General features: G+C 40.9%; 23 protein-coding genes. 11 read left to right on the top strand and 12 right to left on the bottom strand.

The window, feature by feature from the left end:
* Positions 1-127 precede the first annotated feature (127 nt).
* The 3 genes from rpsP (at position 128) to OGM63_RS27620 (ending at position 2096) form a co-directional block, all read left to right on the top strand.
* Positions 128-388 (top strand): 30S ribosomal protein S16, encoded by a 261-nt coding sequence (gene rpsP / locus OGM63_RS27630; RefSeq protein ID WP_029634085.1) that lies wholly within the window; start codon positions 128-130, stop codon positions 386-388.
* Positions 357-797: a KH domain-containing protein gene (locus OGM63_RS27625; protein WP_263748937.1), complete on the top strand. Its 441-nt coding sequence runs from the start codon at positions 357-359 to the stop codon at positions 795-797. Before rpsP ends, OGM63_RS27625 begins: the two co-directional genes overlap by 32 nt.
* A gap of 345 nt (positions 798-1142) precedes the next feature.
* A complete protein-coding gene (locus tag OGM63_RS27620; protein WP_263748936.1) occupies positions 1143-2096 on the top strand; it encodes a PhoH family protein in 954 nt (317 codons plus the stop codon).
* A 288-nt stretch (positions 2097-2384) separates the two neighbouring features.
* On the opposite strand, the gene OGM63_RS27615 is transcribed toward OGM63_RS27620, so the two are convergent.
* The 5 genes from OGM63_RS27615 to OGM63_RS27595 all read right to left on the bottom strand — a co-directional run bounded on the left by OGM63_RS27615 (position 2385) and on the right by OGM63_RS27595 (position 5953).
* Positions 2385-2939, bottom strand: coding sequence for a protoglobin domain-containing protein (locus tag OGM63_RS27615; RefSeq protein WP_263748934.1), 555 nt, complete (start codon positions 2937-2939; stop codon positions 2385-2387).
* Positions 2940-3118: 179 nt separating this feature from the next.
* Complete coding sequence (locus OGM63_RS27610) at positions 3119-3577, bottom strand: hypothetical protein (RefSeq protein WP_263748932.1); 459 nt, start codon at positions 3575-3577, stop codon at positions 3119-3121.
* A gap of 220 nt (positions 3578-3797) precedes the next feature.
* Entirely contained in the window at positions 3798-4382 is a 585-nt protein-coding gene (locus OGM63_RS29670; RefSeq protein ID WP_318528558.1) for a roadblock/LC7 domain-containing protein, read from the bottom strand.
* Between the two features lie 153 nt (positions 4383-4535).
* The gene (locus OGM63_RS27600; protein ID WP_263748930.1) at positions 4536-5081 is read right to left on the bottom strand and encodes a GTP-binding protein; all 546 of its coding nucleotides are present in this window, start codon (positions 5079-5081) and stop codon (positions 4536-4538) included.
* The gene (locus tag OGM63_RS27595; RefSeq protein ID WP_263748929.1) at positions 5081-5953 is read right to left on the bottom strand and encodes a DUF4388 domain-containing protein; all 873 of its coding nucleotides are present in this window, start codon (positions 5951-5953) and stop codon (positions 5081-5083) included. The genes OGM63_RS27600 and OGM63_RS27595 overlap by 1 nt, the downstream gene beginning before the upstream one ends.
* A 595-nt stretch (positions 5954-6548) precedes the next feature.
* Between OGM63_RS27595 and OGM63_RS27590 the strand changes: the two genes are divergently transcribed.
* Entirely contained in the window at positions 6549-7337 is a 789-nt protein-coding gene (locus tag OGM63_RS27590) for a DUF6816 family protein (RefSeq protein WP_263748927.1), read from the top strand.
* Between the two features lie 180 nt (positions 7338-7517).
* The gene (locus OGM63_RS27585) at positions 7518-9326 is read left to right on the top strand and encodes an ABC transporter ATP-binding protein (RefSeq protein WP_263748926.1); all 1809 of its coding nucleotides are present in this window, start codon (positions 7518-7520) and stop codon (positions 9324-9326) included.
* A gap of 417 nt (positions 9327-9743) precedes the next feature.
* On the opposite strand, the gene OGM63_RS27580 is transcribed toward OGM63_RS27585, so the two are convergent.
* Positions 9744-10322 (bottom strand): Uma2 family endonuclease, encoded by a 579-nt coding sequence (locus OGM63_RS27580; protein WP_263748925.1) that lies wholly within the window; start codon positions 10320-10322, stop codon positions 9744-9746.
* A gap of 293 nt (positions 10323-10615) precedes the next feature.
* Between OGM63_RS27580 and OGM63_RS27575 the strand changes: the two genes are divergently transcribed.
* Both OGM63_RS27575 and OGM63_RS27570 read left to right on the top strand, forming a co-directional pair.
* Positions 10616-12682 (top strand): prolyl oligopeptidase family serine peptidase, encoded by a 2067-nt coding sequence (locus tag OGM63_RS27575; RefSeq protein WP_263748924.1) that lies wholly within the window; start codon positions 10616-10618, stop codon positions 12680-12682.
* Between the two features lie 131 nt (positions 12683-12813).
* Positions 12814-13821, top strand: a complete 1008-nt coding sequence (locus OGM63_RS27570; protein ID WP_263748922.1) for a DNA-methyltransferase — start codon at positions 12814-12816, stop codon at positions 13819-13821.
* 75 nt (positions 13822-13896) lie between these two features.
* Here the strand turns inward: OGM63_RS27570 and arfB are convergent, their stop codons facing one another.
* From arfB to OGM63_RS27555, 3 genes are all read right to left on the bottom strand, one after another.
* Complete coding sequence (gene arfB, locus OGM63_RS27565) at positions 13897-14310, bottom strand: alternative ribosome rescue aminoacyl-tRNA hydrolase ArfB (protein WP_263748921.1); 414 nt, start codon at positions 14308-14310, stop codon at positions 13897-13899.
* A gap of 184 nt (positions 14311-14494) precedes the next feature.
* Entirely contained in the window at positions 14495-14926 is a 432-nt protein-coding gene (locus OGM63_RS27560) for a type II toxin-antitoxin system VapC family toxin (RefSeq protein ID WP_263748919.1), read from the bottom strand.
* On the bottom strand, positions 14919-15173 hold the full coding sequence (locus OGM63_RS27555; protein ID WP_263748918.1) for a YlcI/YnfO family protein: 255 nt from the start codon (positions 15171-15173) through the stop codon (positions 14919-14921). Before OGM63_RS27555 ends, OGM63_RS27560 begins: the two co-directional genes overlap by 8 nt.
* Positions 15174-15406: 233 nt before the next feature.
* Here OGM63_RS27555 and OGM63_RS27550 point away from each other — a divergent pair, with 233 nt between their 5' ends.
* Positions 15407-15838 (top strand): Tery_1686 family protein, encoded by a 432-nt coding sequence (locus OGM63_RS27550; RefSeq protein ID WP_263748917.1) that lies wholly within the window; start codon positions 15407-15409, stop codon positions 15836-15838.
* A 60-nt stretch (positions 15839-15898) separates the two neighbouring features.
* On the opposite strand, the gene OGM63_RS27545 is transcribed toward OGM63_RS27550, so the two are convergent.
* A complete protein-coding gene (locus OGM63_RS27545; protein WP_263748916.1) occupies positions 15899-16303 on the bottom strand; it encodes a thiol-disulfide oxidoreductase DCC family protein in 405 nt (134 codons plus the stop codon).
* A gap of 301 nt (positions 16304-16604) precedes the next feature.
* On the opposite strand from OGM63_RS27545, the gene OGM63_RS27540 reads away from it, so the two are divergent.
* From OGM63_RS27540 to OGM63_RS27530, 3 genes are all read left to right on the top strand, one after another.
* Positions 16605-17654, top strand: coding sequence for an aldo/keto reductase (locus OGM63_RS27540; protein ID WP_263748915.1), 1050 nt, complete (start codon positions 16605-16607; stop codon positions 17652-17654).
* A 120-nt stretch (positions 17655-17774) separates the two neighbouring features.
* Positions 17775-18353 carry a DNA starvation/stationary phase protection protein Dps gene (gene dps, locus OGM63_RS27535; RefSeq protein ID WP_263748914.1) on the top strand — a complete coding sequence of 193 codons (579 nt, stop codon included), beginning with the start codon at positions 17775-17777 and terminating at the stop codon, positions 18351-18353.
* Between the two features lie 418 nt (positions 18354-18771).
* Positions 18772-19488: a pirin family protein gene (locus OGM63_RS27530; RefSeq protein ID WP_263748913.1), complete on the top strand. Its 717-nt coding sequence runs from the start codon at positions 18772-18774 to the stop codon at positions 19486-19488.
* Between the two features lie 260 nt (positions 19489-19748).
* Here the strand turns inward: OGM63_RS27530 and OGM63_RS27525 are convergent, their stop codons facing one another.
* Together OGM63_RS27525 and OGM63_RS27520 are read right to left on the bottom strand one after the other, a co-directional pair.
* The gene (locus OGM63_RS27525; RefSeq protein ID WP_318528557.1) at positions 19749-20585 is read right to left on the bottom strand and encodes an LmeA family phospholipid-binding protein; all 837 of its coding nucleotides are present in this window, start codon (positions 20583-20585) and stop codon (positions 19749-19751) included.
* 182 nt (positions 20586-20767) lie between these two features.
* A partial coding sequence (locus OGM63_RS27520) for an efflux RND transporter permease subunit (RefSeq protein ID WP_263748912.1) occupies positions 20768-23255 on the bottom strand: 2488 nt, incomplete at its 5' end.

Raw genomic sequence — 23255 nt, 5'->3', positions numbered from 1 at the left:
CCCATGCCCCATGCCCCATTGCCCATTGACTCATGGCAGTTAATGCTAGGCTAGTGCTAAAATTAGCATTCCAGCATCAACAAGCTACAAACTGATAGGTCACGCATAGGAGAATATTTTCTCAATCATGATTAAACTGCGCTTGAAGCGATACGGAAAAAAACGGGAAGTAAGTTATCGTATTGTCGCTATTAACAGCCTCGCTCGCCGCGATGGTCGTCCCCTAGAAGAACTTGGATTCTACAACCCCAGAACCGATGAAGTGCGACTTGATGTTGACGGTATCGTGAAGCGACTGCAACAAGGCGCTCAACCAACTGACACCGTGCGTAGCATCTTACAAAAAGCTAATGTTTTTGAACAGCTCAGTGCAAAAGCCGCATCATAACGACGAAACAAAATCGAGGACAGCCAGTCCTGACTACGTTAGGCTGGTAAAGTTTTTAGTGCAGCCGTTTTTGGAATCTCCGCAGTCTTTGAGCGTCGATTGTGAAATTTCTCACATCCTCAAACGAATTTGGATTCGCATAGCCTTTGACAGTTCAGATAAAGGAAAAGTGTTTGGTCGCGGAGGACGCAATATCCAGGCGATTCGCACGGTTATTGCCGCTGCCGCTGAAACAGCTGGACAATCAGTATACCTAGATATCTACGGCAGTAATGCCCAAGGTCGAGAAGGTATGTCTTTTGATGAAGACTCCGAAGAGCGATTACCAGCACCAAAATCGAGACCAAGAGAAGAAAACGACTCACCACGACCTATTGTTAAACCCCGCGTCCGCTCTAGTTTCAACTAGGAAGTAAATTACTTTACTCTGCGGTTAGGCAGTGAAGTCCACGCCCATCGTCTTCAATAAGCCTGCTATCCTAGGGTAAACGCCTTTATGCGGGTTTATTGAAGAATTTGAAAATTTGGCACTTCCGGTACAAGATGGGGATAAGCGGTAACAATTGTTTTGAGTTTTCCACTTCTCAGAATTACTTGTGGCAAAGTCAAACCGGAAATGACTACATCTACTTTTGAGATTTATCTCAAAAATTATATTTAGGGTCGCATGGCTTGCCATGCGACCTTAAATTAAGCCATTTTTGGCAGGCTATATGCATACACAAAGAACAATTCCTCACACATAAGAAATACTATGGCAGGTGCCTTGCCAATTCAACTGCCGAATATCGAGAGCGCGATCGCGCTAGCGGGACAACATGAAGAAAATCTCAAAACCATATCCAGGCAAACAGGAGCTAACCTGGTGCTACGGGGACAAGAATTACACATTGCTGGTACAGAAAAACAAATTGATTTAGCTAGTCGATTAGTGCGATCGCTTGAAGATTTGTGGACTCAAGGTAATACCATCACTAGTGCCGATATTTTAACAGCTCGTCAGGCTTTAGATAGCGATCGAGAAGAAGAGTTACACGAATTGCAGCGAGATGTTCTTGCTAAAACTCGTCGTGGAGAAGAAATCCGTGCCAAAACCTTTCGACAGCGACAGTACATCAATGCTCTACGTCAACGAGACTTGACATTCTGCGTCGGTCCTGCTGGTACTGGCAAGACTTTTCTGGCTGTTGTCGTTGCTGTGCAAGCACTTCTGTCCAACGAATTTGAAAAGCTTATTTTAACTCGTCCTGCCGTCGAAGCCGGTGAAAAACTCGGCTTTTTGCCTGGAGACTTACAACAAAAAGTTAATCCCTATCTCCGTCCACTCTACGACGCCATCAATGAATTTATCGACCCCGAAAAAGTACCGAATTTGATGGAACGCGGTGTAATAGAAGTTGCACCCCTAGCCTATATGCGGGGACGCACTCTCAATAACGCTTTTGTGATTGTAGACGAAGCTCAAAATACCACACCCTCTCAAATGAAAATGGTTTTGACTCGTTTGGGCTTTCATTCTCGGATGGTGATTACAGGTGACATCACACAAACCGATTTGTTACCTCACCAAGAATCTGGATTATCGGTAGCGTTGCACATTTTAAAAAATGTTCAAGGCATCTCCTTTTGTGAATTTTCTCAAAAAGATGTCGTGCGCCATGCTTTAGTTCAGCGAATTGTCGCTGCTTACGAACAACACGAAAAATAGTTACTGGTTAGTGGATAAACTGTTAAATGTTAATTAACAGTTATAGCGATTCCCACATTCATTTTTGTACAGAAAGAAAGAAAGAAAGAAAGAAAGAAAGAATTAACCGCTTCGGAAGATAGATAAACGCCGATGGACGCAGATAAATTTGTACCTCAAGACTAGGAAACGCTATATCAGGCTGGTAAAGGCTAATGGCTAATGGCAATTAACAATTAGTCATTAGCCATTAGCAATAAACGTTTTAACGAGGTAATTAACCGAACTTGATATTAGTTGGTAGGTTAGTTACATCTCACGTACCCCAGTAGCAACTATCCGCCTAAACAAAGCTTCTGACCAGCCAGTTTCTTTGATAATAGCAGCTATAGGTAATTCTAAATAAGCTTGCTCAATAAAAGCCAAGTCAATCATGCAGACTCGACTGAGAGAATCTTTGAGAGCTTCACTTTTACCATTGGCTTTTAGGCTTTTATCTACTTTGTTTACCACAGTCGCCATCGCTGGAACAACGTGTTGAGGTTCAATGCCAATTCGGAAGTGAACCAAACCAATTTTCCAACGGCGATCCGCGTAGGCTTTCCCCCAGTTATCCATACCTGTGAACATCTCATGAAACCATTCAATAAAGGTTTCGCGTAGGCGATCGATGCGTCCATCCCCAACGTTCAAAATCGCATTCATTTCCACGTCACGTCCCAGGTAAGCGTAAAAGTGGTCAGCCATCTCTGGAGCAACTTTTAACCCCCAATCTGCCTCTGAGTTTAACAGAGCTTTGTCCTCATCTGTAAAGCCAATACGCTTTTCAACTGTGGACATAAATGCGTGTGGTTCTATAGCCATGACTAGAATCTCCTTAGTTAAAAATTAAAAAACCCAGAACTGATGTAACTGTTACGAGAAAGGGAAATTTCCGATGACTATTGACTCTATTTACCGATAACGGTCAACATTTAGCAGCCCACACAGTAACCTCTACGTATACAACTCGATCTCAAAATTCTCTTCGTATTTTTGACTCGTCATAATTCAGTAAACTCAAATACATCGTACTCACCACCGCGAAGCACGGATTCTGTGTGTTTGCCTTGTAACCGCTTGCCGAAGGTCTGCTCTAATACTCCCCAAACAGCACCGAGGGTGTAACTACATTTACGCTCCGAACCTGGGGCTTCACCCGTAGAACATAAAGTTTCCGAAGTGTAAACTTTGATAACATTTCCTTGAGCCTCCATACGATTAATGAGACACAAACGAGTACCCTCTTTACCTAAAGCAAACCCAACTTGGGAGGCAATATCATCTAAAGACAAGTTTGCGGCTGTTAAACTTAATTCTTTTGCTAAATGTTTACCACGACAGCGACCGGCTGCAATTAAAGCGATCGCTGTTGCTTTTTCACCCAAAGCATCTTCCATGCCGACAATTGCCAACTTGAAACAAGTTATACTGCTGAAATCTCCCAATATTGGACGTAACATAAATGATTCTTCTCTCCTAAAATTAATAAAAACCAATTATTTTGATTGCAGTAGAGCCAGACCTGATAAATCATCAACTTGAAACTGAGAAAGTTTTCCTGATTTTTTCTTTGATTTTGCCGAAATTAAAGTGACAAATTAGTTGTAAATTAATCATGGCAAGTTAAGAGAGAAAATCGGCAATCCACAAATCTGAATACGGATTGCTTTCTGTTATTAGCTAACTAAGTAAAGGTGCTATTCTGGCAACGGCTAGCTTGATTTCTAGAAACAACAAGCCTTGTTTTACCGATGCATTAGCGAGAACCAATAAAACAGCGTCACCACTACAGCCAACCAAAACTCCGTAGCCTTTCTCACCTTGCACTACAATTCGCTCAACGTTACCGCGAGCCAGTTCGCGTCCGATGCGTTCGCCCAAAGAAAGCATAGATGCAGACATTGCGGCGGTACGTTCGTCGTCCATACCTCCCGGTAGTACCGAAACTAAAGCCAACCCATCAGGACTGACTAAGGCTGCGCCTTGAACTTCAGAGGTGCTGCTGACAAAGTTTTGCAGCTCGTCTTGTAGCATCGAAATGTTAATCATGACTTTTTCCTCCAAAATTATTGGTAAATCTATTTCCGTGTTTTCCGTACTTATTAGTGACGGAGATTCCGTAACTAGTGGTGATGTTTCAGTCTTTTCGCTAGTTGTTGGTAAAGTCGTATTCTCGGTTGTTGGCAAATTTGATGCATTTACAGACTCAGTAGGCGTTTTCTGAAATGCCTCAGCGAGTAGCTTCAGGATTTTGCCTAGAGGCATAGGCGGTAAGCTGCTTATTGCAATAAGGTTATTTCCATGACATGGATTTCGATAATTTAATACCAACACAAAATAAAGTTAAAAGGAAAACGCGAATAAAAGCAAGAATCATTTTTTACTTTTGGTATTCTTTTTTTGTATTTGCTTTGTTTGTTAAGGTTGATGCTGGCAAGATTTGCCTAATTCTAAAACCATCGCCATTAATGCTTCTTTTACTGAAGCTGGTTCAGTAGCATTTACAGCTATCAAAGGCGATCGCGTAGTTTCATCGACAAATCCCAAAGCTAATGCCACATCTTCTAATTCCCAAGCATCCAGACAATCAGTATGAGTCACCCCAATTAAATAAGGAATTTGCACCCTTTCATTCATAAACTTGAAAATTTTGCGACCATAACGGAAATGATCGGGGCGGTGTGCAGCTACTAACATGATGTAAGCTTGCGCTTTACGAATCAGGATGTCCCACATAAAGTCAAATCGCATTTGTCCTGGTGTGCCATAAAGGTGCAGTGATTGATTGGCTGCTATAGTTATCCGCCCAAAGTCCATTGCTACGGTAGTTTTAGCCTTCAGTTCTGCTAGTTCATCGGTAACTTGCCGATCGGTGTCAACTACATCAATTTCACTAATTGTGCGAATCAAGCTTGTTTTTCCTGCACCTACGCCACCCGTAATTACTATGCGTAGGATTTCCATTAAGCTTTACTCCTTAAAAAACCGACTAAATTTTGTAAAAATGCTGTACTTATCTTCAGCATGTTTGGTTCTGGGGCTTTTTTTTGTCCCCAGCTAGAAGTATTTCCTTGACTTTCATCTATCGGGTAATTATTTAGTTTAGGTGTAGATTGCTGCAAAGAAACTTCTTCTACCAAACCTGCAAGCATTAGCCGGAAAGCAGCTTGTTGAACTATTAATCTAGGTTGATTGAGTTTAAAAGCGATCGCACTTAAATCAACAGTTCCATTCGCAAACTCCCACACTTGCCACTCGAAAGGATTCAAGCGAAATTGTGGTTTGTTTTGTGTAATACTTTTAATCCCAGAACTCATATCTGGAAGTACATCAGCTAATACTTCCCAGTTTTTCAATGCTCTCAAAGCCATCAGCGCTACTTCAGTTGCTCTTAGGCTTAATCCTGTCATCTCTGTCCAAGGCAAAGTAGCTTTGCTATCAAGTTTAAATACACCGGTTTGAATTTCAAACAGTTTACGAACTTGTTGCAATTGGCTGGCAAATAATAAATTGAGTTGTTCAGCACTTAGCAATCCTTCGGTTTTCAACTCTAAACCCAAAGGTGTTCCTGCAACACTTCTAGAAACATTTTCACTCTTCAGGTTACACCACTTTCTTTTGATGATCTTAGAGACTAATTCCTGACCATTTAAGCGATTAGCCGCAGCGACAATACGCCCCTGGCGAAACCAGATATAGTAATGTAGGGATTTAGATCCACTCAAATGAAGGTCTGGTAAAGTACAGACACTCAAACAACCTGATTTTCGCCCTTGGTCAATCAATTGGAATAATTCCGCCAAGGAAAAATCCGTAAAAGAACTAGATAGGCTCATTACTTCAAGAACTATAAATAGGAATTTATTTGAAATAGCACCCGAAAAATATTTTCACTCCAGTGCCAACAAAGGAGGTTTTTTCTGTTGTTCGCATATCTGGTGACAAAAAAAGCACCAGCCGGCTCAAAAGCAACTTTTATACCTGACTTTAGTTCAAAGCTAGTTGCTCTTTATCTGTAGTATTCCATAGAAGCATAGTATACGGTCAAGTTTTCAAGATAAGTAATTCTACAATCAGTAAATAATTCCAATTAATTAATTAAGTATTTATACTTGAGTTTTAGCCTATTATACAAATAAAATGACACTATCTAATTCAATAATAGCTTAGTTAAGGAGAATCATGAAGACTTACTTATCTAAAACTTCAAAAACGTTAGGGAGTAAGCATCACAGAAGATAAATTAAAAATTTTCTAGGTACGCTTGCTTCGCTCTAACCCGAAGAAATTACGTTGGGTAGTTATGTTTTTGTTTAGTTTGTTGTTGCATATGTTAAGTTTAATAAAGAAAATTTAATTTTAATTATTATTAAATTGGTTCTAAATCACAAAAAAATTAAGACTTTGCAATATATATCTCTAATCCTTGCGATGAAAGCGATTTTAAGTGTTTGCTTGATTTTTTTATTTCTGCTGCCTGGTTCAGAAGCAGCAGCGGGAGAATTAAGTCAAAGGTTGGGGAATTTTCCTCAGTGGGAAAGAATAACTTCGGTGCGATCGCCTGAAGGTGATTTAATTTATCCTGATTGGATGGCGGGTAATTGGCTGCTTAAAAGTACTTTAATAGATTTGGCTGCACCTTTAGCACCAGATATAATCACACCAGGTATGATCGGGAATCGCCGACAACTAAATCAACCTGTGAGTTTTCCAGTCCGATTTGTGAAACAGCAATTACCGATTACTGGTTTAAAATTCATACCTCGGATAGATACAAAATCGCTGGTTTTAGTTGCGGATAGGGCATTTAATAGCTTGAATTTGGCACGGACTTATTTAGGCGATCGCGTGTTATCAGTCAAAGTAGATCCAAAATCACCCAATCGTCAAATTACATTGTTAAAAGGCAATCTTCAGTTAGTTTCTATTGTCACCGCACGCGCTACAGAAACTACACCTGATAATAAGTTCATCACTACAGAAGTTTTTCAGCAGCTATTTAAAGGTGGTTCTAATCCTTATTTCAACTTTGTAGAATCAACAACCGCTTACCAGCAACTTTCTACATCCAATCCAGCGATAGAAGCAGATCAAGTTACTGCTGTCTACCTTTCTCCTCAAGATCCAGATTACTTTAAAGCAGGCTCTCATCCAGTCGCGCTTTATCGCTATCGTCTAGAATTTTTTCCCGGACAAGTGTCAGCTACTCCCAAAGGATGATTTACTCTAAGTGGTTATTGACTACAAATAACTACAAATGTAATATAAAAAATCTAGGGCTAAACTGGAACGTCAAGTAGTCAAGAGTTAAGCGTGAAAAGTGAGGATTTCAAACACAACTCATCACTTTTGTACAGACGTTCCACTCTTTACGTCTCTACTTATTAAATAGAGTGCATCATGGCAAAATTTAGAGACATTCTCAAATACTACGATCGCTATCGAGTAGCGGTTATATTTAGTATTGCCGCAGCGAGCATCTTTGAAATTATCGATTTGGTTGTACCATATGCCACAGGGCAGATTTTAAACGTACTTTCGGGACAACCCCTAGATAATGCAATAGAGAATGCGATCGCTGCAATTGCTAACCTGACTAAATTACCACAAAATCGGTTATCATCTTTGGCAGTGCTAATGAGTGTAATCTTCTTAGTTACCGTTGCCAGAGCGCCAATTCAAATCTGGTCAACTTGGTGGTTTCATTGGGATATTGCTTTGCGTACCAGACGAGATCACTTAAAAAAAGCGGTAGCGAAAATACTCACTTTGCCCCTAGAGTTTTACGACGAAAATAATCCTGGACGCATTGCAGGTAAAATATCTAGAGGTTTAGAAAATCACACTTGGACTTATCCAGAAGTCGCCGGACAAATGATTCCTAAACTGTTTAGAGTATTGGGAATTTTTGTAGTAATCTTGTTAATTGAGTGGCGTATTGCCATACTATTTTTGATTTCGTTCCTGCTAATCTTCAGCTTCACAATAAAAGATTTAAACAAGCTGATAGAACAAGAAAAACGGCTAGATAAATACATGGAAAATACCCAAAGCCGTAATTCAGAAATTATCACTAACATCAAAACAGTTAAAGCATTTGCCACAGAAACACTAGAATTCAAACGCCAAAAACAACGACTTAACCGCGAGTTTAAAGTAGCAGATTACCGCATCCATCTTGGTTATATAAAGTTAAGTACTTTGAGAACGGCATTCGTTCAGTTTTGTGTGTTTGCGATCCTAGGTTTAACTTTAGCAGCGACGGTAAAAGGTGAGATTTCTTTAGGACATTTTCTGACGACTTTAACAGTTTCCAGCATGGCTTATGCTGAGTTGGAACCTATCAGCAGCCTTGCGGAAATTTTTGCCCGTCGTTATGCTTCAATGTTGGGATATCACGAATTAATGCAGCAGCCGATTGGGGTAGATGCAGCTAGTTTGGTAGAGAGTGAATCAGCTTATAGTTTTACCGGCAAAATTGAGTTGTCTCATCTAACTTTTGGGTATGATGCTAACCGTCCGGTTCTGGAAGACATCAACTTGTTAATCGAACCATATCAGACAGTAGCGCTGGTTGGGCGATCGGGTTCGGGGAAATCTACTTTAGTGAAATTGTTGTTTCGCTATTTTGAGCCGAATCAGGGAAGAATATTGATTGATGGGCAAGATATTGTCACATTAGATGTTGGTAATTATCGCCGACGTTTAGCGATCGTTCACCAAGAAGTAGACGTTTTTAACGGTACTTTGTTGGATAATTTAAAATATGGCAATCGACAAGCGAATTTTAATGAAGTTGAAGAAGCCTGTAGAATTGCCAAATTAGATGACGTAATCCGCTTTTTACCTGAAGGTTATTACACAGTTGTCGGTGAACGTGGTGTGAGGTTATCTGGAGGACAAAGACAGCGTTTAGGAATTGCTAGAGCGTTATTAGTTGAACCAGATGTGCTAGTTTTTGACGAAGCAACATCTAGCTTAGATTATGAGTCTGAGAGATTGATTCAGTTAGCCATGCGATCAATTCAAGGAACTCGTACTACAATAATTATTGCTCACCGTTTGAGTACAGTCCGCGAAGCAGATAAGATTGTGGTTCTAGATCAAGGTAGGATTGTTGAAGTGGGTAGTCACGATCAATTGTTGCGTCATGAAGGAATTTATCGCCGCTTGCACTCTCTGCAAGAGACTGGAGAATTGTTGAGTTAACCTGCTATATAAATCCAAGACTTGTCTAGACATTTACTTGTTACAACTACCACAGTTGTAGATTCTTTATTTTAATGGCATGTAGCGATCGCAACCAAGTAAAAGCAAAACTTGAGGCGATCGCATAATTCATACTTTAATTCAGCAACGCTCTTTTGTTAATTTCCTAAAGAGTCAGTTTTTTAAGTCCCATTACTTTTGGCAAGTCAATACATCAACATTTCTGGGCAAGACTGTTTGCAGAACAGCAGTCAATATGGTTCGGTTAACGTATGTAGAGACGTTGCACATGCTTCGTCTCTACAAGGGTTTTGGGTTCACAAATATTCTTAACCGAACCGTATTGGAACAGCAGTAACCTTTCGGGGTACTTTTCTGGCAACTTAATTTCGATTGTTTTAATGGGATAATTCGTATCTATCCCCAAATTCGTTGCAGATTGAGTGCAAAACCAGGTAGAATATTTTCCCCAGAAATAGTTTGAGGTAATTTTAAAACTTCCACATCTTGTCCTGGACGATAAATTTCTACTTCCTGTTTTTTTCGGTTGATCAACCAACCAAGACGACACCCATTTTCGATATACTCTTGCATCTTCTTCTGAGTTTTTTTCAAGTTGTCATTAGGTGACATTATTTCAATGACAAAATCAGGACATAGGGGAATAAATTTTTCTTTTTGCTCTTTAGTTAAAGTATCCCAACGAGATTTTTCTACCCAAGAAACATCAGGAGAACGGTCAGCCCCTGAAGGTAAAGTAAATCCAGTTGATGAATCAAAAATTTCGCCTAATTGATTTTGGTCGTTCCAGAACCATATTTGAGCGTTAATAGTAGAATTACTTCTCCCTGTTTCTCCTCCCGTAGGTGGCATTATAATCAATTCTCCTTGGGCATTGCGTTCTAATTTTAAATCGGGGTTTTCTTCACACAATTGATAAAACTGCTCTCTTGTCAGTTTAATTACAGAATTGAGGTTTAATGTAAGTGCTGTCATATCAACCTCTAATTAACTCATCTATTACCAAAAATAGCATTGGCGACTTCTAGTCGCGGCGTTGCGCGTAAAAAGTCCGGATGGTGCGCGGACTTAATAAAAGTTGAAACCCGCGTAGTAGCCAAGTTTAGTTTGTGTAGCTGCGATTGAAATCCCCCAGTACTGCTTGATTTCCTCCTGATTGATGATGTCGGCGATGTCTACGACGGGCTACGCCTACGCACTGTCAATATTTGCCAAGATTTAGTCTTGTTCTATCTTAGAATTATGTAACGAAAAAATTAGCGTTTACTATGCCCAGCGAAAAACACTCTCCTTATCCATCCAGCCGTAAGAGCGATCGCGTTGATGACTACCACGGTACTATAGTTGCAGATCCTTACCGCTTCTTAGAAGACCCTGACTCAGAAGAAACCAAAGCTTGGGTTGAAGCAGAAAATAAAGTTACCTTTGGCTACCTGAATGAAATTCCCGCAAGAGAAAAAATCAAACAGCGCCTTACCAAATTGTGGGATTATCAAAAATATAGTATCCCTTGGAAAGAAGGCGAAAACTACTTTTATTTCAAAAACGATGGACTGCAAAACCAAAGCGTTCTCTACACCTTAAAAAGTCTCGACGGTGAACCAAAAGTTTTACTCGATCCCAACAAACTTTCAACAGATGGTACTGTTGCGCTTTCCGGTTTATCTATCAGTGAAAACGGTAAACTTTTAGCATACGGTTTATCCTCATCTGGTTCTGACTGGCAAGAATGGAAAGTGCGAGATGTGGAAACAACTGAAGATTTACCAGACCATCTCAAGTGGATTAAATTCTCTGGTGCATCCTGGACAAATGACAATCAAGGCTTTTTCTACAGCCGCTACGATGAACCAAATGAAAAAACCAAATTAGAAGATGTCAACTATTATCAAAAGCTTTATTACCACAAATTGGGTACATCCCAAACAGAAGACATATTAATTTACCAACGTCCAGACGAAAAAGAATGGGGATTTAGCGGTGGTGTCACAGAAGATGGACATTATTTAGTAATTTCCGTTTGGTTGGGAACTGACTCGAAAAATCTGTTTTTTTACAAAGATTTGACTAACCCAGATGCCGAAGTAGTCGAACTAATTAATCAATTTGAAGCAGATTATAGCTTTATCGATAATGATGATAGCGTCTTTTATTTCCGTACAGATTTAGATGCACCCCGTGCCAAAGTTATTGCCATTGATAGTAAAAACGGCAAGAAATCAGCATGGATTGAAATAATTCCCCAAGCGGTGGAAACTCTGGAAAGTGTCGGTATCCTCAACAATCAGTTTGTTGCTGATTATCTCAAAGATGCTCATAGCCAAATCAAAATTTTTGACCTCAACGGCACTTTTGTCAGAGAGGTAGAATTACCCGGACTTGGTTCAGTGGGAGGCTTTAACGGTAAACGTCATGATACGGAAACTTTTTATAGCTTCACTAGCTATACCACACCACCAACTATTTATCGCTACGACATAGTAAGCGGAAAAAGTCAAGTTTTTCGTCAGCCAAAGGTAGATTTTAATTCTGCTGATTATGAAACTAAACAAGTTTTCTATCGCAGCAAAGATAATACGCAAGTGCCGATGTTTATTACTTATAAAAAAGGTATAAAACTTGATGGAAATAATCCGACCTTACTGTCTGCTTATGGGGGTTTTAATATCTCTCTAACTCCGAATTTTTCTGCCGGTACCATAGTATGGCTAGAAATGGGTGGTGTCTATGCGGTTCCCAATCTACGTGGTGGTGGTGAATATGGTGAAGAATGGCATCAAGGGGGAATGAAGCTGAAAAAGCAGAATGTTTTTGATGACTTTATTGCTGCTGCCGAGTGGTTGATTGGCAATGGGTATACCAAGAGTGATAAATTAGCGATCGCAGGTGCTAGTAATGGTGGATTATTAGTGGGTGCTTGCATGACTCAGCGTCCCGATTTGTTTGGTGCAGCTTTGCCAGCAGTCGGGGTAATGGACATGTTGCGCTTTCATAAATTTACCATCGGCTGGGCTTGGATTTCTGAATATGGTTCGCCGGATAACCCACAAGAGTTCAAAGCGCTTTATGCTTATTCCCCACTGCATAACCTCAAACCTGGTACAGCTTACCCAGCAACGATGATTACCACAGCCGATCATGATGATCGCGTTGTCCCTGCTCATAGTTTCAAATTTGCTGCCGCTTTGCAAGCTGCTCACACAGGTGAGAATCCTGTATTAATTAGAATTGAGACGAAAGCGGGACATGGTGCGGGTAAACCTACAGCTAAAATTATCGAAGAAACCGCAGATAAATGGGCTTTCTTGGTGCGTACCTTGGATATGAAAGTTTAGTTGGGTGCGACGTTCCCTCTGCCTTGAAAACCTGTCCGTCGCAAAGCTAAATACAAGAATGTAGAGACGTAGCAGTGCTACGTCTCTACAAGGGTTCTGGGAATGCATATTTACAAACTAAATACTTTCATATGAAACTTGATTGCGAACCTTATTACAAAACAATATTTGGTGCTGCTTATTTGGGAAACAGCCTGGAATTAATGGCAGATATCAGTAGCGAAAGTATCGACCTGATTTGCACCTCTCCACCATTTGCACTAGTTCGGAAAAAAGAATACGGAAACGTTGATGCTGACGAATATGTGGAATGGTTTAAAGATTATGCAGCACAGTTTTACCGTATTCTCAAACCAACAGGTTCACTAGTTATTGATATTGGTGGCAGCTGGATTAAAGGAATGCCAGTTCGTTCTCTTTACCACTTTGAATTAGTTGTTGCTCTGTGCAAAGCAAAAGAAAAAGGTGGACTTGGATTTTATCTAGCACAAGAATTGTATTGGTATAATCCAGCTAAACTTCCTACCCCCGCTGAATGGGTAACAGTTCGCAGGGAAAGAGTTAAAGATTCGGTAAATACAATTTGGTGGTTGTCAAAAGAACCGCATCCTAAAGCTAATAATAGAAGAGTTTTAAAGCCTTATAGCAATGCAATGAAGAACCTGATTAAGAATGGATATAAACCCAAACTCAGACCATCAGGTCATGATATTTCCAATAATTTTGGAAACGATAGAGGAGGAGCTATTCCCCCGAATATTATTGATGGACGTTGCAGTAAAGATCAAGAAGAAATAGGACAACCAACTCTCATACAAGAAGTTTTATTTGAAGATTTAGTGCAGCCCGTAAATGTGATTTCTGCCTCAAATACTGCTTCTAACGATTATTATCAACGACGTTGCAAAGAAGAAGGTTTTAAGCCACATCCAGCAAGATTTCCTCAAGCTTTACCAGAGTTTGTCATCAACCTTTGTACAGAACCAGGGGATATTGTTTTAGAACCTTTCGCCGGTTCTAACATGACAGGTAGGGTTGCAGAAACCTTACAAAGACGCTGGTTAGCTTTTGAGATTGATGAAGACTACATCATAAGTTCAAAATTGAGATTTGAAGAAAATGCTCATGAAGGTTGTTGAACCGACCGCAGATTTAGCACCAATAGCATCAGAAAATGCTGATAAAAACGACCAGGGAGTAAAATTAGGACTGTTTTAATCCTCGATCTTTCCTCTAATGGACTTAAGCTGTCCTCGCTTGCTTTTGCTATCGAGACGTTTTCTGTGAGAGCTGCGAGTCGGTTTGGTTGGTTTGCGTTTTCGGGGTAAGACTGCGACGCTTTTAATGAGCTCTTGAAGTCGTTTTAAAGCCTCTTCTTTGTTCTTCTCCTGGGTTCGGTGTTCTTGGGCTTTGATAACAACAACTCCCTCTTGGGTGATGCGTCGATCGCTGAGTTTCAAAAGTTGTTCTTTATAAAAATCGGGTAGGGATGAAGCACCAATATTGAAACGCAAATGTATTGCGGTGGAGACTTTGTTGACATTTTGACCTCCTGCTCCTTGAGAACGAATAGCACTAATCTCGATATCGCTGTCAGGGATGATTACTTGGTTGGAAATTTGCAGCATTGTTTATATTTTACATAAGAACGAGCGCGTTTTTTAACGCAGAGGAGCAAAGGAGGTAAGCGCAGCGAAAAGTGTGGTCATGTTCGTTACCCCCATGAACAACTTTTCAAGACAGAGTGACGCAGAGTTTTTGTGATCAATTTTCGTCAGGAATTTATGCAAGGCTTGTACTTAGGAACGTGGATTATGGCTTCCCCATGTCTCGTAGATAAGCCGGTCGAGGTATAAGTTGCCTGACAAGTGCGGCATCAACCGTCCAAAACTCCGCAGATGAATTCTCAGCGCAAGCTAAAAATGCGGCATCATACAGCGTAAGTAATTTATATTGCTCGGCAATTTCCCAGGTTTTTAACCTAATTGCTTCTGCTTCAATGTAATCAATGGGAAGTTCGCAAAAGTCCTCAAAAAAAGCTTGTGCTTCCTCTGTGGTGATAACTTGCATCCGGGTTTTTTTTCGCAACACAGAGCCAACTTCTGCCCAAGCAAAAGCTGGAGCCACTAACCTAAGATTAAGGCTTAATGCTTCTTCTACAAGAATTCTGGCTTGTGGTTGATAAATTTCTGGTACAAGGTAGGGAATCCAAACGCTAGTATCTAAACACAATACTCTAGTCACGCCGGTTTTCCCCTTCTCTGAAACTGCGAATCAAATCCCCAGAAGTAGGTTGTATTCCCGTTTTGGCTTTGACGGTTTCGCTGCGGGCTATAATACGCTGATGAGCTGCCCATCCCCTCCGGCGTCGTACTTCACGAGCCAAAGCCTCAACTACTAAATCATTCAAGGATTCGCTGACGAATTTTAGTTTCTTGGCTTTAGCAAGCAAGTCAGCCGGAAAACGGATTGTTACGGCTTCGCGTTCCATCGGAATATTTACAACTAAATAATGATACCATTTATTGTAACTGCTATTTGATTTACTATTTTATATGATGTCTGACAAATCACATATACTGTAAAGACGTTCCGACGGAACGTCTCTACGACGGTTACGATGTTTTTATTAATGTTAATTAAACGGACATTATTTTATTAGCGATCGCATAAATGCATTTCGATAATTCCTTATACAAAACAGATAAATAGGAGTGAATGAGCGTGAATGCATCTGAACAGGCAACAAACGTTGAACTTGCTAGCAACATTGCGACGGTAGTTAACTTGTTCAAATTTGAGTTTCCTGATGCGAAATCGGATCTCAAACCCTGGAAAAATGACCCAGAAACTAGGGAGTTAATCGATCCAGACTCGATAGATATCGGCTTTCACTTTCCTGGCATCAGTAAATCTTGGCGCAGCCGTAGTATACTAATTCAAATCCGATTTTATCAAGATCCGATCAATAACTTACGTCGAGCGATCGGTGTAGAAGTAGCAGGATTTGACCATCGGGGTGAAGTATGGCGACTTTCGACGGTGGATAATTGGAGTTGTGTTGGTATATCTGAACCTTCCCCAGAAATAGAGGAAAAGCTCAAACAGTTTTGCCGACACATTTTAGAAGTCTTCAATCAGCAAACTGGTAAGTAAGTTCGTAGTGAGCGGTGAACCGCTCATTATTTTAAAGGGCTGAAGCCCTTACTACAGCAACTATTTTTCACAGCTACCATCAGCACAATATGCTGATTGATATGTGCTAGAACGCTTACCAAATAAAGTGTAGCGATTATCCCGGATTTGTTCGTAAAAGCGATCGCCTACCCATTTTACTCCTGGTAATGCCCGATAAGCATCCACAAATACGCTACCTAACGGCAATAATCGTCCAATTTCTTCCGCTGCCGCACTACCTTGCCAGCGTCTTTGGGGTGCGTTTTCATCAATCAAAATCATTCCCTGTTCGCAATCAATAGCGGTGATTCCCCACTTTTGAAGTGTTTGCTCATCTTGCATAGAAGTATAGCGAAACAACTTGCCTTGATCTAAAGTTTCTAATAGTTGCACCAAGGTAACGCAAAGATTGCAATTACCGTCGTAGATAACATAATAATTCATCAAAGTAGCGGATTGTTTTTTGAAATACTAGTCTATATATAGTCTATATTAGACATCGACAGAATTTAAATATGCGTTATCTAAAACCCCTAGAGACGTAGCACTGCTACGTCTCTACATTATTTTTCAACACATATCTATTTATGAACTGTGGAGATTATGTCAATATTACCTAAGTATGAAAATTCTCTCCTCATTAATCTCCCACCAGAAGGCAAAATTTTCATATTTTAAGCCCGAATTTGCAAGACAATAGTAGAAGTCATCGATAAACTTAATTTCAGCAAGTGAATAAATAGTCATGAGATACAAACTCTTAGGCAAAAGCGGTTTGAGAGTCTCTGAACTCTGCTTAGGAACAATGACTTTCGGTGAAGATTGGGGTTGGGGTGCATCCAAAGACGAAAGCCAAAAGGTTTTTGATGCTTTTGTGGAAGCTGGAGGCAATTTTATTGATACTGCTAATGGCTACACTGATGGTAGCAGTGAGAAAATCCTTGGTGAGTTGATTGCTAAGGAACGAGAACGTTTTGTAGTTGCGACGAAATATTCTTTCCCTTTACAGATGAACGATCGCCAAAATAATCCTAATGGCAGTGGCAATCATCGCAAGAATATGTTCCAGTCGCTAGAAGGCAGTTTAAAACGCTTGAATACCGACTATATTGACTTATTTTGGTTGCACGCTTGGGACTTCATGACACCGATTGAAGAAGTCATGCGATCGCTTGATGATTTAGTCAGGCAAGGTAAAATACTATACGTTGGCATTTCTGACACACCTGCTTGGATTGTCTCACAAGCAAACACCCTCGCGCAATTTTCTGGCTGGACACCTTTTGTCGCTTTGCAAATTGAGTATAATTTGCTTCAGCGCACACCAGAACGCGATTTGTTACCAATGGCAAAAGCTTTCGATTTGGCAGTTACACCGTGGTCGCCTTTAGGTGGTGGTGTGCTCACAGGCAAGTATAATAAGCCTAGTAGCGACAGTGAACAGAGACGATTGGCAAATCCGGAAGGAGGAAGTATTTCTGAACGCAATTTAGCGATCGCTGAAGTTGTCACTAAAGTTGCCGAAGAAATTGGACACACACCTTCACAAGTTGCACTGGCTTGGTTGCGTCATCAAAATGGTGTGATAATCCCCATTGTTGGTGCCCGCAAGTTAACGCAATTTCAAGATAACTTAGCTTGTTTAGATGTCAGCTTATCGGCAGAACATCTGCAACGTCTGAACGAAGTCAGCCAAATCGAACTTGGTTTTCCTCATGACTTCTTACAGAACGATACAATACGCGATCGCCTTTTTGGTGGTACATTCAGCACAATTGACAATCATTGTTATTGAGGTGCGCTGAATGAAAGTAACAATAATTTACAAACCGATTAATTCCATCTATCGGTAGAGAGTTTCGCGCCCTTAACTAGTAGCTGTAGACTAGTTTCATCGAGCCAACAAGATAGAACTATGAGCGACAACAATCTTTCATCTCGTCTTTACCCCACCCGTATTGATATTCCTGCTGAAGCGCGATCGCAGATCGTTGTATTACTCAACAAAACTTTGGCAGCGACCTCAGACCTAAAAACCCAGGTAAAACAAGCGCACTGGAACGTGAAAGGAACTGATTTTTATCAGTTGCACGAATTATTTGACGAAATCGCCGGCGAACTGGAAGAGTACGTTGATATGATTGCGGAAAGGATAACAGCTTTAGGTGGATATGCAATGGGAACCGCTCGCATGGCGGCTGCCAATTCTATATTACCAGAATATCCTACCGATATTTTGGCAGGAATGGAGCATGTGACAGCATTGGCAGATCGCTTTGCACCTTATGCCAAGCATTTGAGAGAAGCGATCGACAAAACCGACGAATTGGGCGATCTTGACACCGCAGACCTTTATACTGAAGTTTCTCGCACCATTGACAAACGACTGTGGTTCTTAGATGCTCATCTGCAAGCAGCAGTAGTTACAAACACAGAAAATGGTAACGGTGCCTCAGCTACTACTAAAACTCAACAAACAGTTCTTGCTGGATAAGTTGAGTGGATAGTGGTTAGGAGTTAGGAGTTAGAAGTTAGGAGTTAGGAGTTAGGAGTTAGGAGTTTGGAGTTTGGAGTTTGGAGTTTGGAGTTTGGAGTTTGGAGTTAGGAGTTAGGAGTTAAGTAGAGACCTCAAGCGTGGAACATCTGTACAGGAGTTAGGAGTTAAGAATAATTAATTTGTGACAACGCTCCAACGCTCCAACGCTCCAACCATCAATTAGATACAGTATCTTTTTGGTAAGTACGTTACTTTTAAGTGCGTACTTTTCCTTTTGTATATACATCCGTTACTATTGAGATAGTTAACAACCACCTGAAAAAAATCTCAATTCTCAGACTTAGCTGATACTTGAGTTGTTAACAAAAAAGCTTGCTTTATTAATATAAATAACCATCAAAAGCGAGGTAGACGTATGTCTCAAAATACTGTTGCCCATCTAATTCACGATAGAAACGCACGCGGTCAAACTAAAATTGGTTGGTTGGATAGTCACCATACATTTTCTTTTGGAAATTTTTCCGATCCCAATCGCATGGGATTTCGCGCTCTGCGGGTAATTAATGACGATCGCATTGTTCCTGGTGCTGGTTTTGGTACTCACGGTCATCGGGATATGGAAATTCTCACATATGTCCTAGAAGGTGCCCTAGAGCATAAAGACAGCTTGGGTACGGGTTCGGTGATTCTTCCCGGTGAAGCGCAAGTCATGAGTGCTGGTACTGGGATTACCCATAGCGAATACAATCACTCACAAACAGAACCAGTACACCTTCTCCAAATTTGGATTCTTCCCGATAAACAAGGCTTAAAACCAAGGTATGAACAAAAAGCTTTTCCTATCGAAGAAAAGCGGGGAAAACTACGCTTAATTGCTGCCAAAGATGGACGCGATGGTGCTGTCACCATTCATCAAGATGTTGATTTGTACGCATCTGTTCTAGAACCGGGTGATGTGATAAATTATCACCTTCAACCACATCGTTATGCTTGGTTACAAATAGCCCAAGGCATAGCAACCTTAAATGGTGAAGAACTTAGAGCCGGCGATGGTGTACAAATTAGCGTTGAAGAACAACTGCAAATTAGCAGCCAATTAGGCGCAGAAATCTTGCTTTTTGATTTGGGTTAATGTCAAAATTGGGATGAAGGGGAAAAGGAAGATTCTCCTTGCCCTTTTCCTAAATTTTGAAATAACTACACCCATTCCACGCATTTCATAGCGAAATATTTAACCAAAACTTTGCGTCCCTCTGCGTTTACCTTCGCGTCCCTTTGCGTTTAAATATGAAATCGCTTTACTCACCACTGTTTTCTATAAACTTATCAATCATAACGCCGCCTAGAATCATCTAGACGGCGTTTAATTGAGTCTAAAATAGGAAGTGGCTATTAACCAGTACGTGGGATGCGCTCAATCTCAGCATAACCACTAAAAATTAACTGTTTACCTTCAGTTTCCAAACGGTTAAGCCGCATTTTTATTCCATCCAAGTCAAAGCGATCTAAATCGACCATATTATCCAAAATTTCCGCTAGTGCTACACTCAAGGTTTTAGATATTTCCTTTTGCGCTTCTGGTACAGAATCAAGTTCAATTTGCGGATCTTTAAAAGAAACACGCCGACGCCTTTCAACGGCTATAGTTACAGTCATATCCAAAGGTACAAGTTCGCGATCGCCTAAATCAGCTTTGGCAAAAATTCGCAGGCGATTTTCTGGCAATAATTCTACCCGAATTTCTGGAAAAGATACTGGATTCCCACCAGATAATTCGGTTAAGGCAGGTACAGTCAGGTTTAACAAACGTTTTTTAACAAGTTCTGCCTTAAAAGAGTAATTAATCCCTTCTTCTGATAAAACGACTTTAGCGATCGCTTGAGTCGGTTGCTTGAGAGTTAGTTTACCACTCAAAACCGAGCCAAAATCAATCGATACGGCATCGGTTTCCACAGAAATTTCGTCTGCGGGGAAATCTTTGCGAATCACTACCCCACTTGCGTTCATTTTAAAGCTATCAATGCTGCCTTGCAACAGTTTGCTGGAGGGATAGCAGCGCACAAAGACTTCTACTGATTCGCTTTGGGAAAACAGATGGCGAATCGTTTGGCTAGCTACAGTATTGAGCATCCGCTCTCCCCAATCTGTGCCTTTGGGATCTTTTAAACCAGTAATTCCGCCGAACATTTGGTTTTGCGTCTCTAGAAGTTCTTTGTATTTTTGTAACAAATCGTGAAGATTATTGCAACTATTACTTTATAGGTTCTGCTGATGAGAAGGTAGGGGATCGCTAATAGACAGCTCCAGAAAAGACGTAGAGACGTTCCGGTGGAACGTCTCTTGGGGTTCGGGCAACGCATAATTAATTTTCAAATAGGTTGTCTAATGATGGCGATCGCACATCTTCTAGTCTAAACTTTAGTTTTGAGATTTTTCCGTAAATAACGCAACCGCATTAAAACAGGCTTTGCCCAATCCCCAGGTCGAAACTCATGGAGCAGAATGTACAAACAAGGAATAATAAATAAAGTCATCATTGTCGCGATCGCCATTCCAAAGAAAACGACAATCCCCAAGGGTTGCAAAAACTCTGAACCTTCACCAATGCCCAAAGCCAAGGGAAACAGTCCCAAAATAGTGGTGACAGTAGTCATCATAATCGGGCGCAAGCGTTGCGGAGCGGCTTTGAGGATGGCAATTTCACGAGTACAACGTTCTTCCTCCCTAACTTGGTTCGCTGATTCCACCATCAAAATTCCTGCGTTCACCACAATTCCCACCAGCAAGACTACACCAACGATTACCGTTGCACCGATCGCAGTTTTGGTAATGTAAAGTCCAAAAATCCCCCCAGCTAACGCCAGCGGAACAGTAAAGATAATTACTAACGGATCGAGCAGCGAATTGTATTGTACAGCCATAACGACGAAGATGAGGAAAACTGCTAAAGCTCCTAAAGTTTTCAAAGCATCTTGAAGTTCCTGATTAGTTTCTTGAGCCGAACTAGGTATAATGGAAACGCCATCAGGTAATTTTATACTTTTAAGTACTTGATTGACTTCGGCGATCGCTTCACCAAGACTAGCTTCCTCAGTTAAGTTACCTGCAATAATAAAAGCTTGACGTTGGTTAATTCGCTGCACTTCACCAGGAGCTTGACCTTCTTCAATTCGAGCAACATCCGAAAGGCGAATTTGTTTATTATTTTCTGTAAATAGCGGTAATCCTTCAAGCTGAGAGGGACGCTGAATCGCTTCAGTATTTAATTGTACCCGCACATCAACCAAACGGTTGCCGCGTTGAATTTGCGTGGGAACTGAACCTTGAATTGCTGTCTGAATCGTTGCCCCAATTTGTTGTGCTGTCAATCCTAGGTTCGCAACTCGTTCCCAGTCGGGACGAATTTGTATTTCTGGTTGCCGGGGATCACCATCAGGTCGAAATCTAGCTGATGTTGCTTTTTCTTCTAAAGCTTGCAGGACTTGGGCGCCAGCTATTCGTAATTTTTCTTCATCTTCACCTTGCAAGATGACATCAATTTCCGATCCTTGGGCTGGGGTATTACTCAAAATTAAACCCCGCACCTGACCGGGACTCAGACGCAGCAGAATTCCTGCCAAGTTGAGTTTGTTTAATTGCTGAGTGACTTTTTTAACGTACTTTTCGACATCTGTGCCTTCTTTGAGATTAATTGTGCTGTTTGCCCGTAAAGGATTTTCGGTAGTATTATTACCAAATAGAGAACCTCCCACTGTAGTGAAAGCATACTCAGTTTCTGGTTGTTTCATCAAAATCTCATCGACAACTTGCATTACTTTTTGAGAAGTTTCCAAAGGTGTACCGGGTGGAAACTGCGCTCTCAAGTTGGCTTGTCCGGTATTAATTCGGGGTAAAATTTCTTGGGGAATTTGACCAACCATGAAAAAGCTGCCACCACCGAGAATCAGCAAAGCAGCAGTGACTACAACTAAGCGAAAGCGTAAAATCTTTCTTAAAAAGCTGCCGTACAAGCGCGTAGCATCTTCAAAACGGCGATTAAATTGTTTAAGCAGCCAAAATTTACTTATACCACTAGACCAACGGATTGCCAGCAGTCGAGAAGTTAGCATTGGGACGACTGTAACAGCAACGACTAGGGAAGCAGCTACGGCAAAGGCAATTGTCAGAATCAGTTCATTAAATAGTAATGAGATAAACCCACCAATTAAAAGAAATGGGACGACGGAAACCAAGTTTGCGGCAGTAGCAGCGACTAACGCTGATTCTACTTCTTGGGAAGAAGCGATCGCACTTTCAATAAAGAATTCTGAATTCTCCTTGTCCCCAAGTCTCCTTGTCCCCAAGTCTTCCTCTCTCTGATTGGGAGTTTTACCGGCTTTTTCGGAAATATTTTCTAAAATGACAACCGATGTATCAATTGCTTGACCAATTCCTAAAGTTAGACCTGCTAAACTAAACACATTTAAACTCAAGCCAAACAATTTCATCATAGCGATCGCTGCCAAACTACACAGCGGAATTGCCAGACTAATAATAAATGTTTGTCGTAATGACCCCAAAAATAACAGCACTGCTGCTGCTGCCAACAATGCTCCAGAAATCGCATTAAAAATTACATCATTCAAAGAATTACGGATGAAGCGAGATTCATCTGTGGTCGCGGTCAAAACCATATCCGCTGGAATTAAACCCGATTGTTGCAATTGTTTAATTCGCTGCTTTACCCCTTCCACAACTGTAATTGTATTCGCATCAGGCTGCTTTTGAACTGACAATTTCACCGCCGGCTGACGGTTAAGATACACAGATACTCGCTGGTTTTCTGTGCCATCAATTACCTCGGCAAAGTCTCGTAGATAAACGCGACGGGAGGGAGGAGGGGGGGCTTTGGGGTCAGCG

It is taken from the genome of Plectonema radiosum NIES-515, assembly GCF_025753815.1.
GTDB classification, from domain to species: domain Bacteria; phylum Cyanobacteriota; class Cyanobacteriia; order Cyanobacteriales; family Nostocaceae; genus Hassallia; species Hassallia radiosum_A.
The sequence above is the reverse complement of the archived record's forward strand: the minus strand, read 5'-3'. Positions and strand labels throughout refer to the sequence as shown.

Coding starts and splice junctions, on each gene's coding strand:
- dps (WP_263748914.1), top strand. CDS start 17,775: ATGAGCGACAACAATCTTTCATCTCGTCTTTACCCCACCCGTATTGAT.
- OGM63_RS27555 (WP_263748918.1), bottom strand. CDS start 15,173: ATGGAACGCGAAGCCGTAACAATCCGTTTTCCGGCTGACTTGCTTGCT.
- OGM63_RS27575 (WP_263748924.1), top strand. CDS start 10,616: ATGCCCAGCGAAAAACACTCTCCTTATCCATCCAGCCGTAAGAGCGAT.
- OGM63_RS29670 (WP_318528558.1), bottom strand. CDS start 4,382: ATGCCTCTAGGCAAAATCCTGAAGCTACTCGCTGAGGCATTTCAGAAA.
- rpsP (WP_029634085.1), top strand. CDS start 128: ATGATTAAACTGCGCTTGAAGCGATACGGAAAAAAACGGGAAGTAAGT.
- OGM63_RS27540 (WP_263748915.1), top strand. CDS start 16,605: ATGAGATACAAACTCTTAGGCAAAAGCGGTTTGAGAGTCTCTGAACTC.
- OGM63_RS27615 (WP_263748934.1), bottom strand. CDS start 2,939: ATGGCTATAGAACCACACGCATTTATGTCCACAGTTGAAAAGCGTATT.
- OGM63_RS27545 (WP_263748916.1), bottom strand. CDS start 16,303: ATGAATTATTATGTTATCTACGACGGTAATTGCAATCTTTGCGTTACC.
- OGM63_RS27585 (WP_263748926.1), top strand. CDS start 7,518: ATGGCAAAATTTAGAGACATTCTCAAATACTACGATCGCTATCGAGTA.
- OGM63_RS27620 (WP_263748936.1), top strand. CDS start 1,143: ATGGCAGGTGCCTTGCCAATTCAACTGCCGAATATCGAGAGCGCGATC.
- OGM63_RS27580 (WP_263748925.1), bottom strand. CDS start 10,322: ATGACAGCACTTACATTAAACCTCAATTCTGTAATTAAACTGACAAGA.
- OGM63_RS27600 (WP_263748930.1), bottom strand. CDS start 5,081: ATGGAAATCCTACGCATAGTAATTACGGGTGGCGTAGGTGCAGGAAAA.
- OGM63_RS27570 (WP_263748922.1), top strand. CDS start 12,814: ATGAAACTTGATTGCGAACCTTATTACAAAACAATATTTGGTGCTGCT.
- OGM63_RS27590 (WP_263748927.1), top strand. CDS start 6,549: ATGAAAGCGATTTTAAGTGTTTGCTTGATTTTTTTATTTCTGCTGCCT.
- arfB (WP_263748921.1), bottom strand. CDS start 14,310: ATGCTGCAAATTTCCAACCAAGTAATCATCCCTGACAGCGATATCGAG.
- OGM63_RS27595 (WP_263748929.1), bottom strand. CDS start 5,953: ATGAGCCTATCTAGTTCTTTTACGGATTTTTCCTTGGCGGAATTATTC.
- OGM63_RS27610 (WP_263748932.1), bottom strand. CDS start 3,577: ATGTTACGTCCAATATTGGGAGATTTCAGCAGTATAACTTGTTTCAAG.
- OGM63_RS27530 (WP_263748913.1), top strand. CDS start 18,772: ATGTCTCAAAATACTGTTGCCCATCTAATTCACGATAGAAACGCACGC.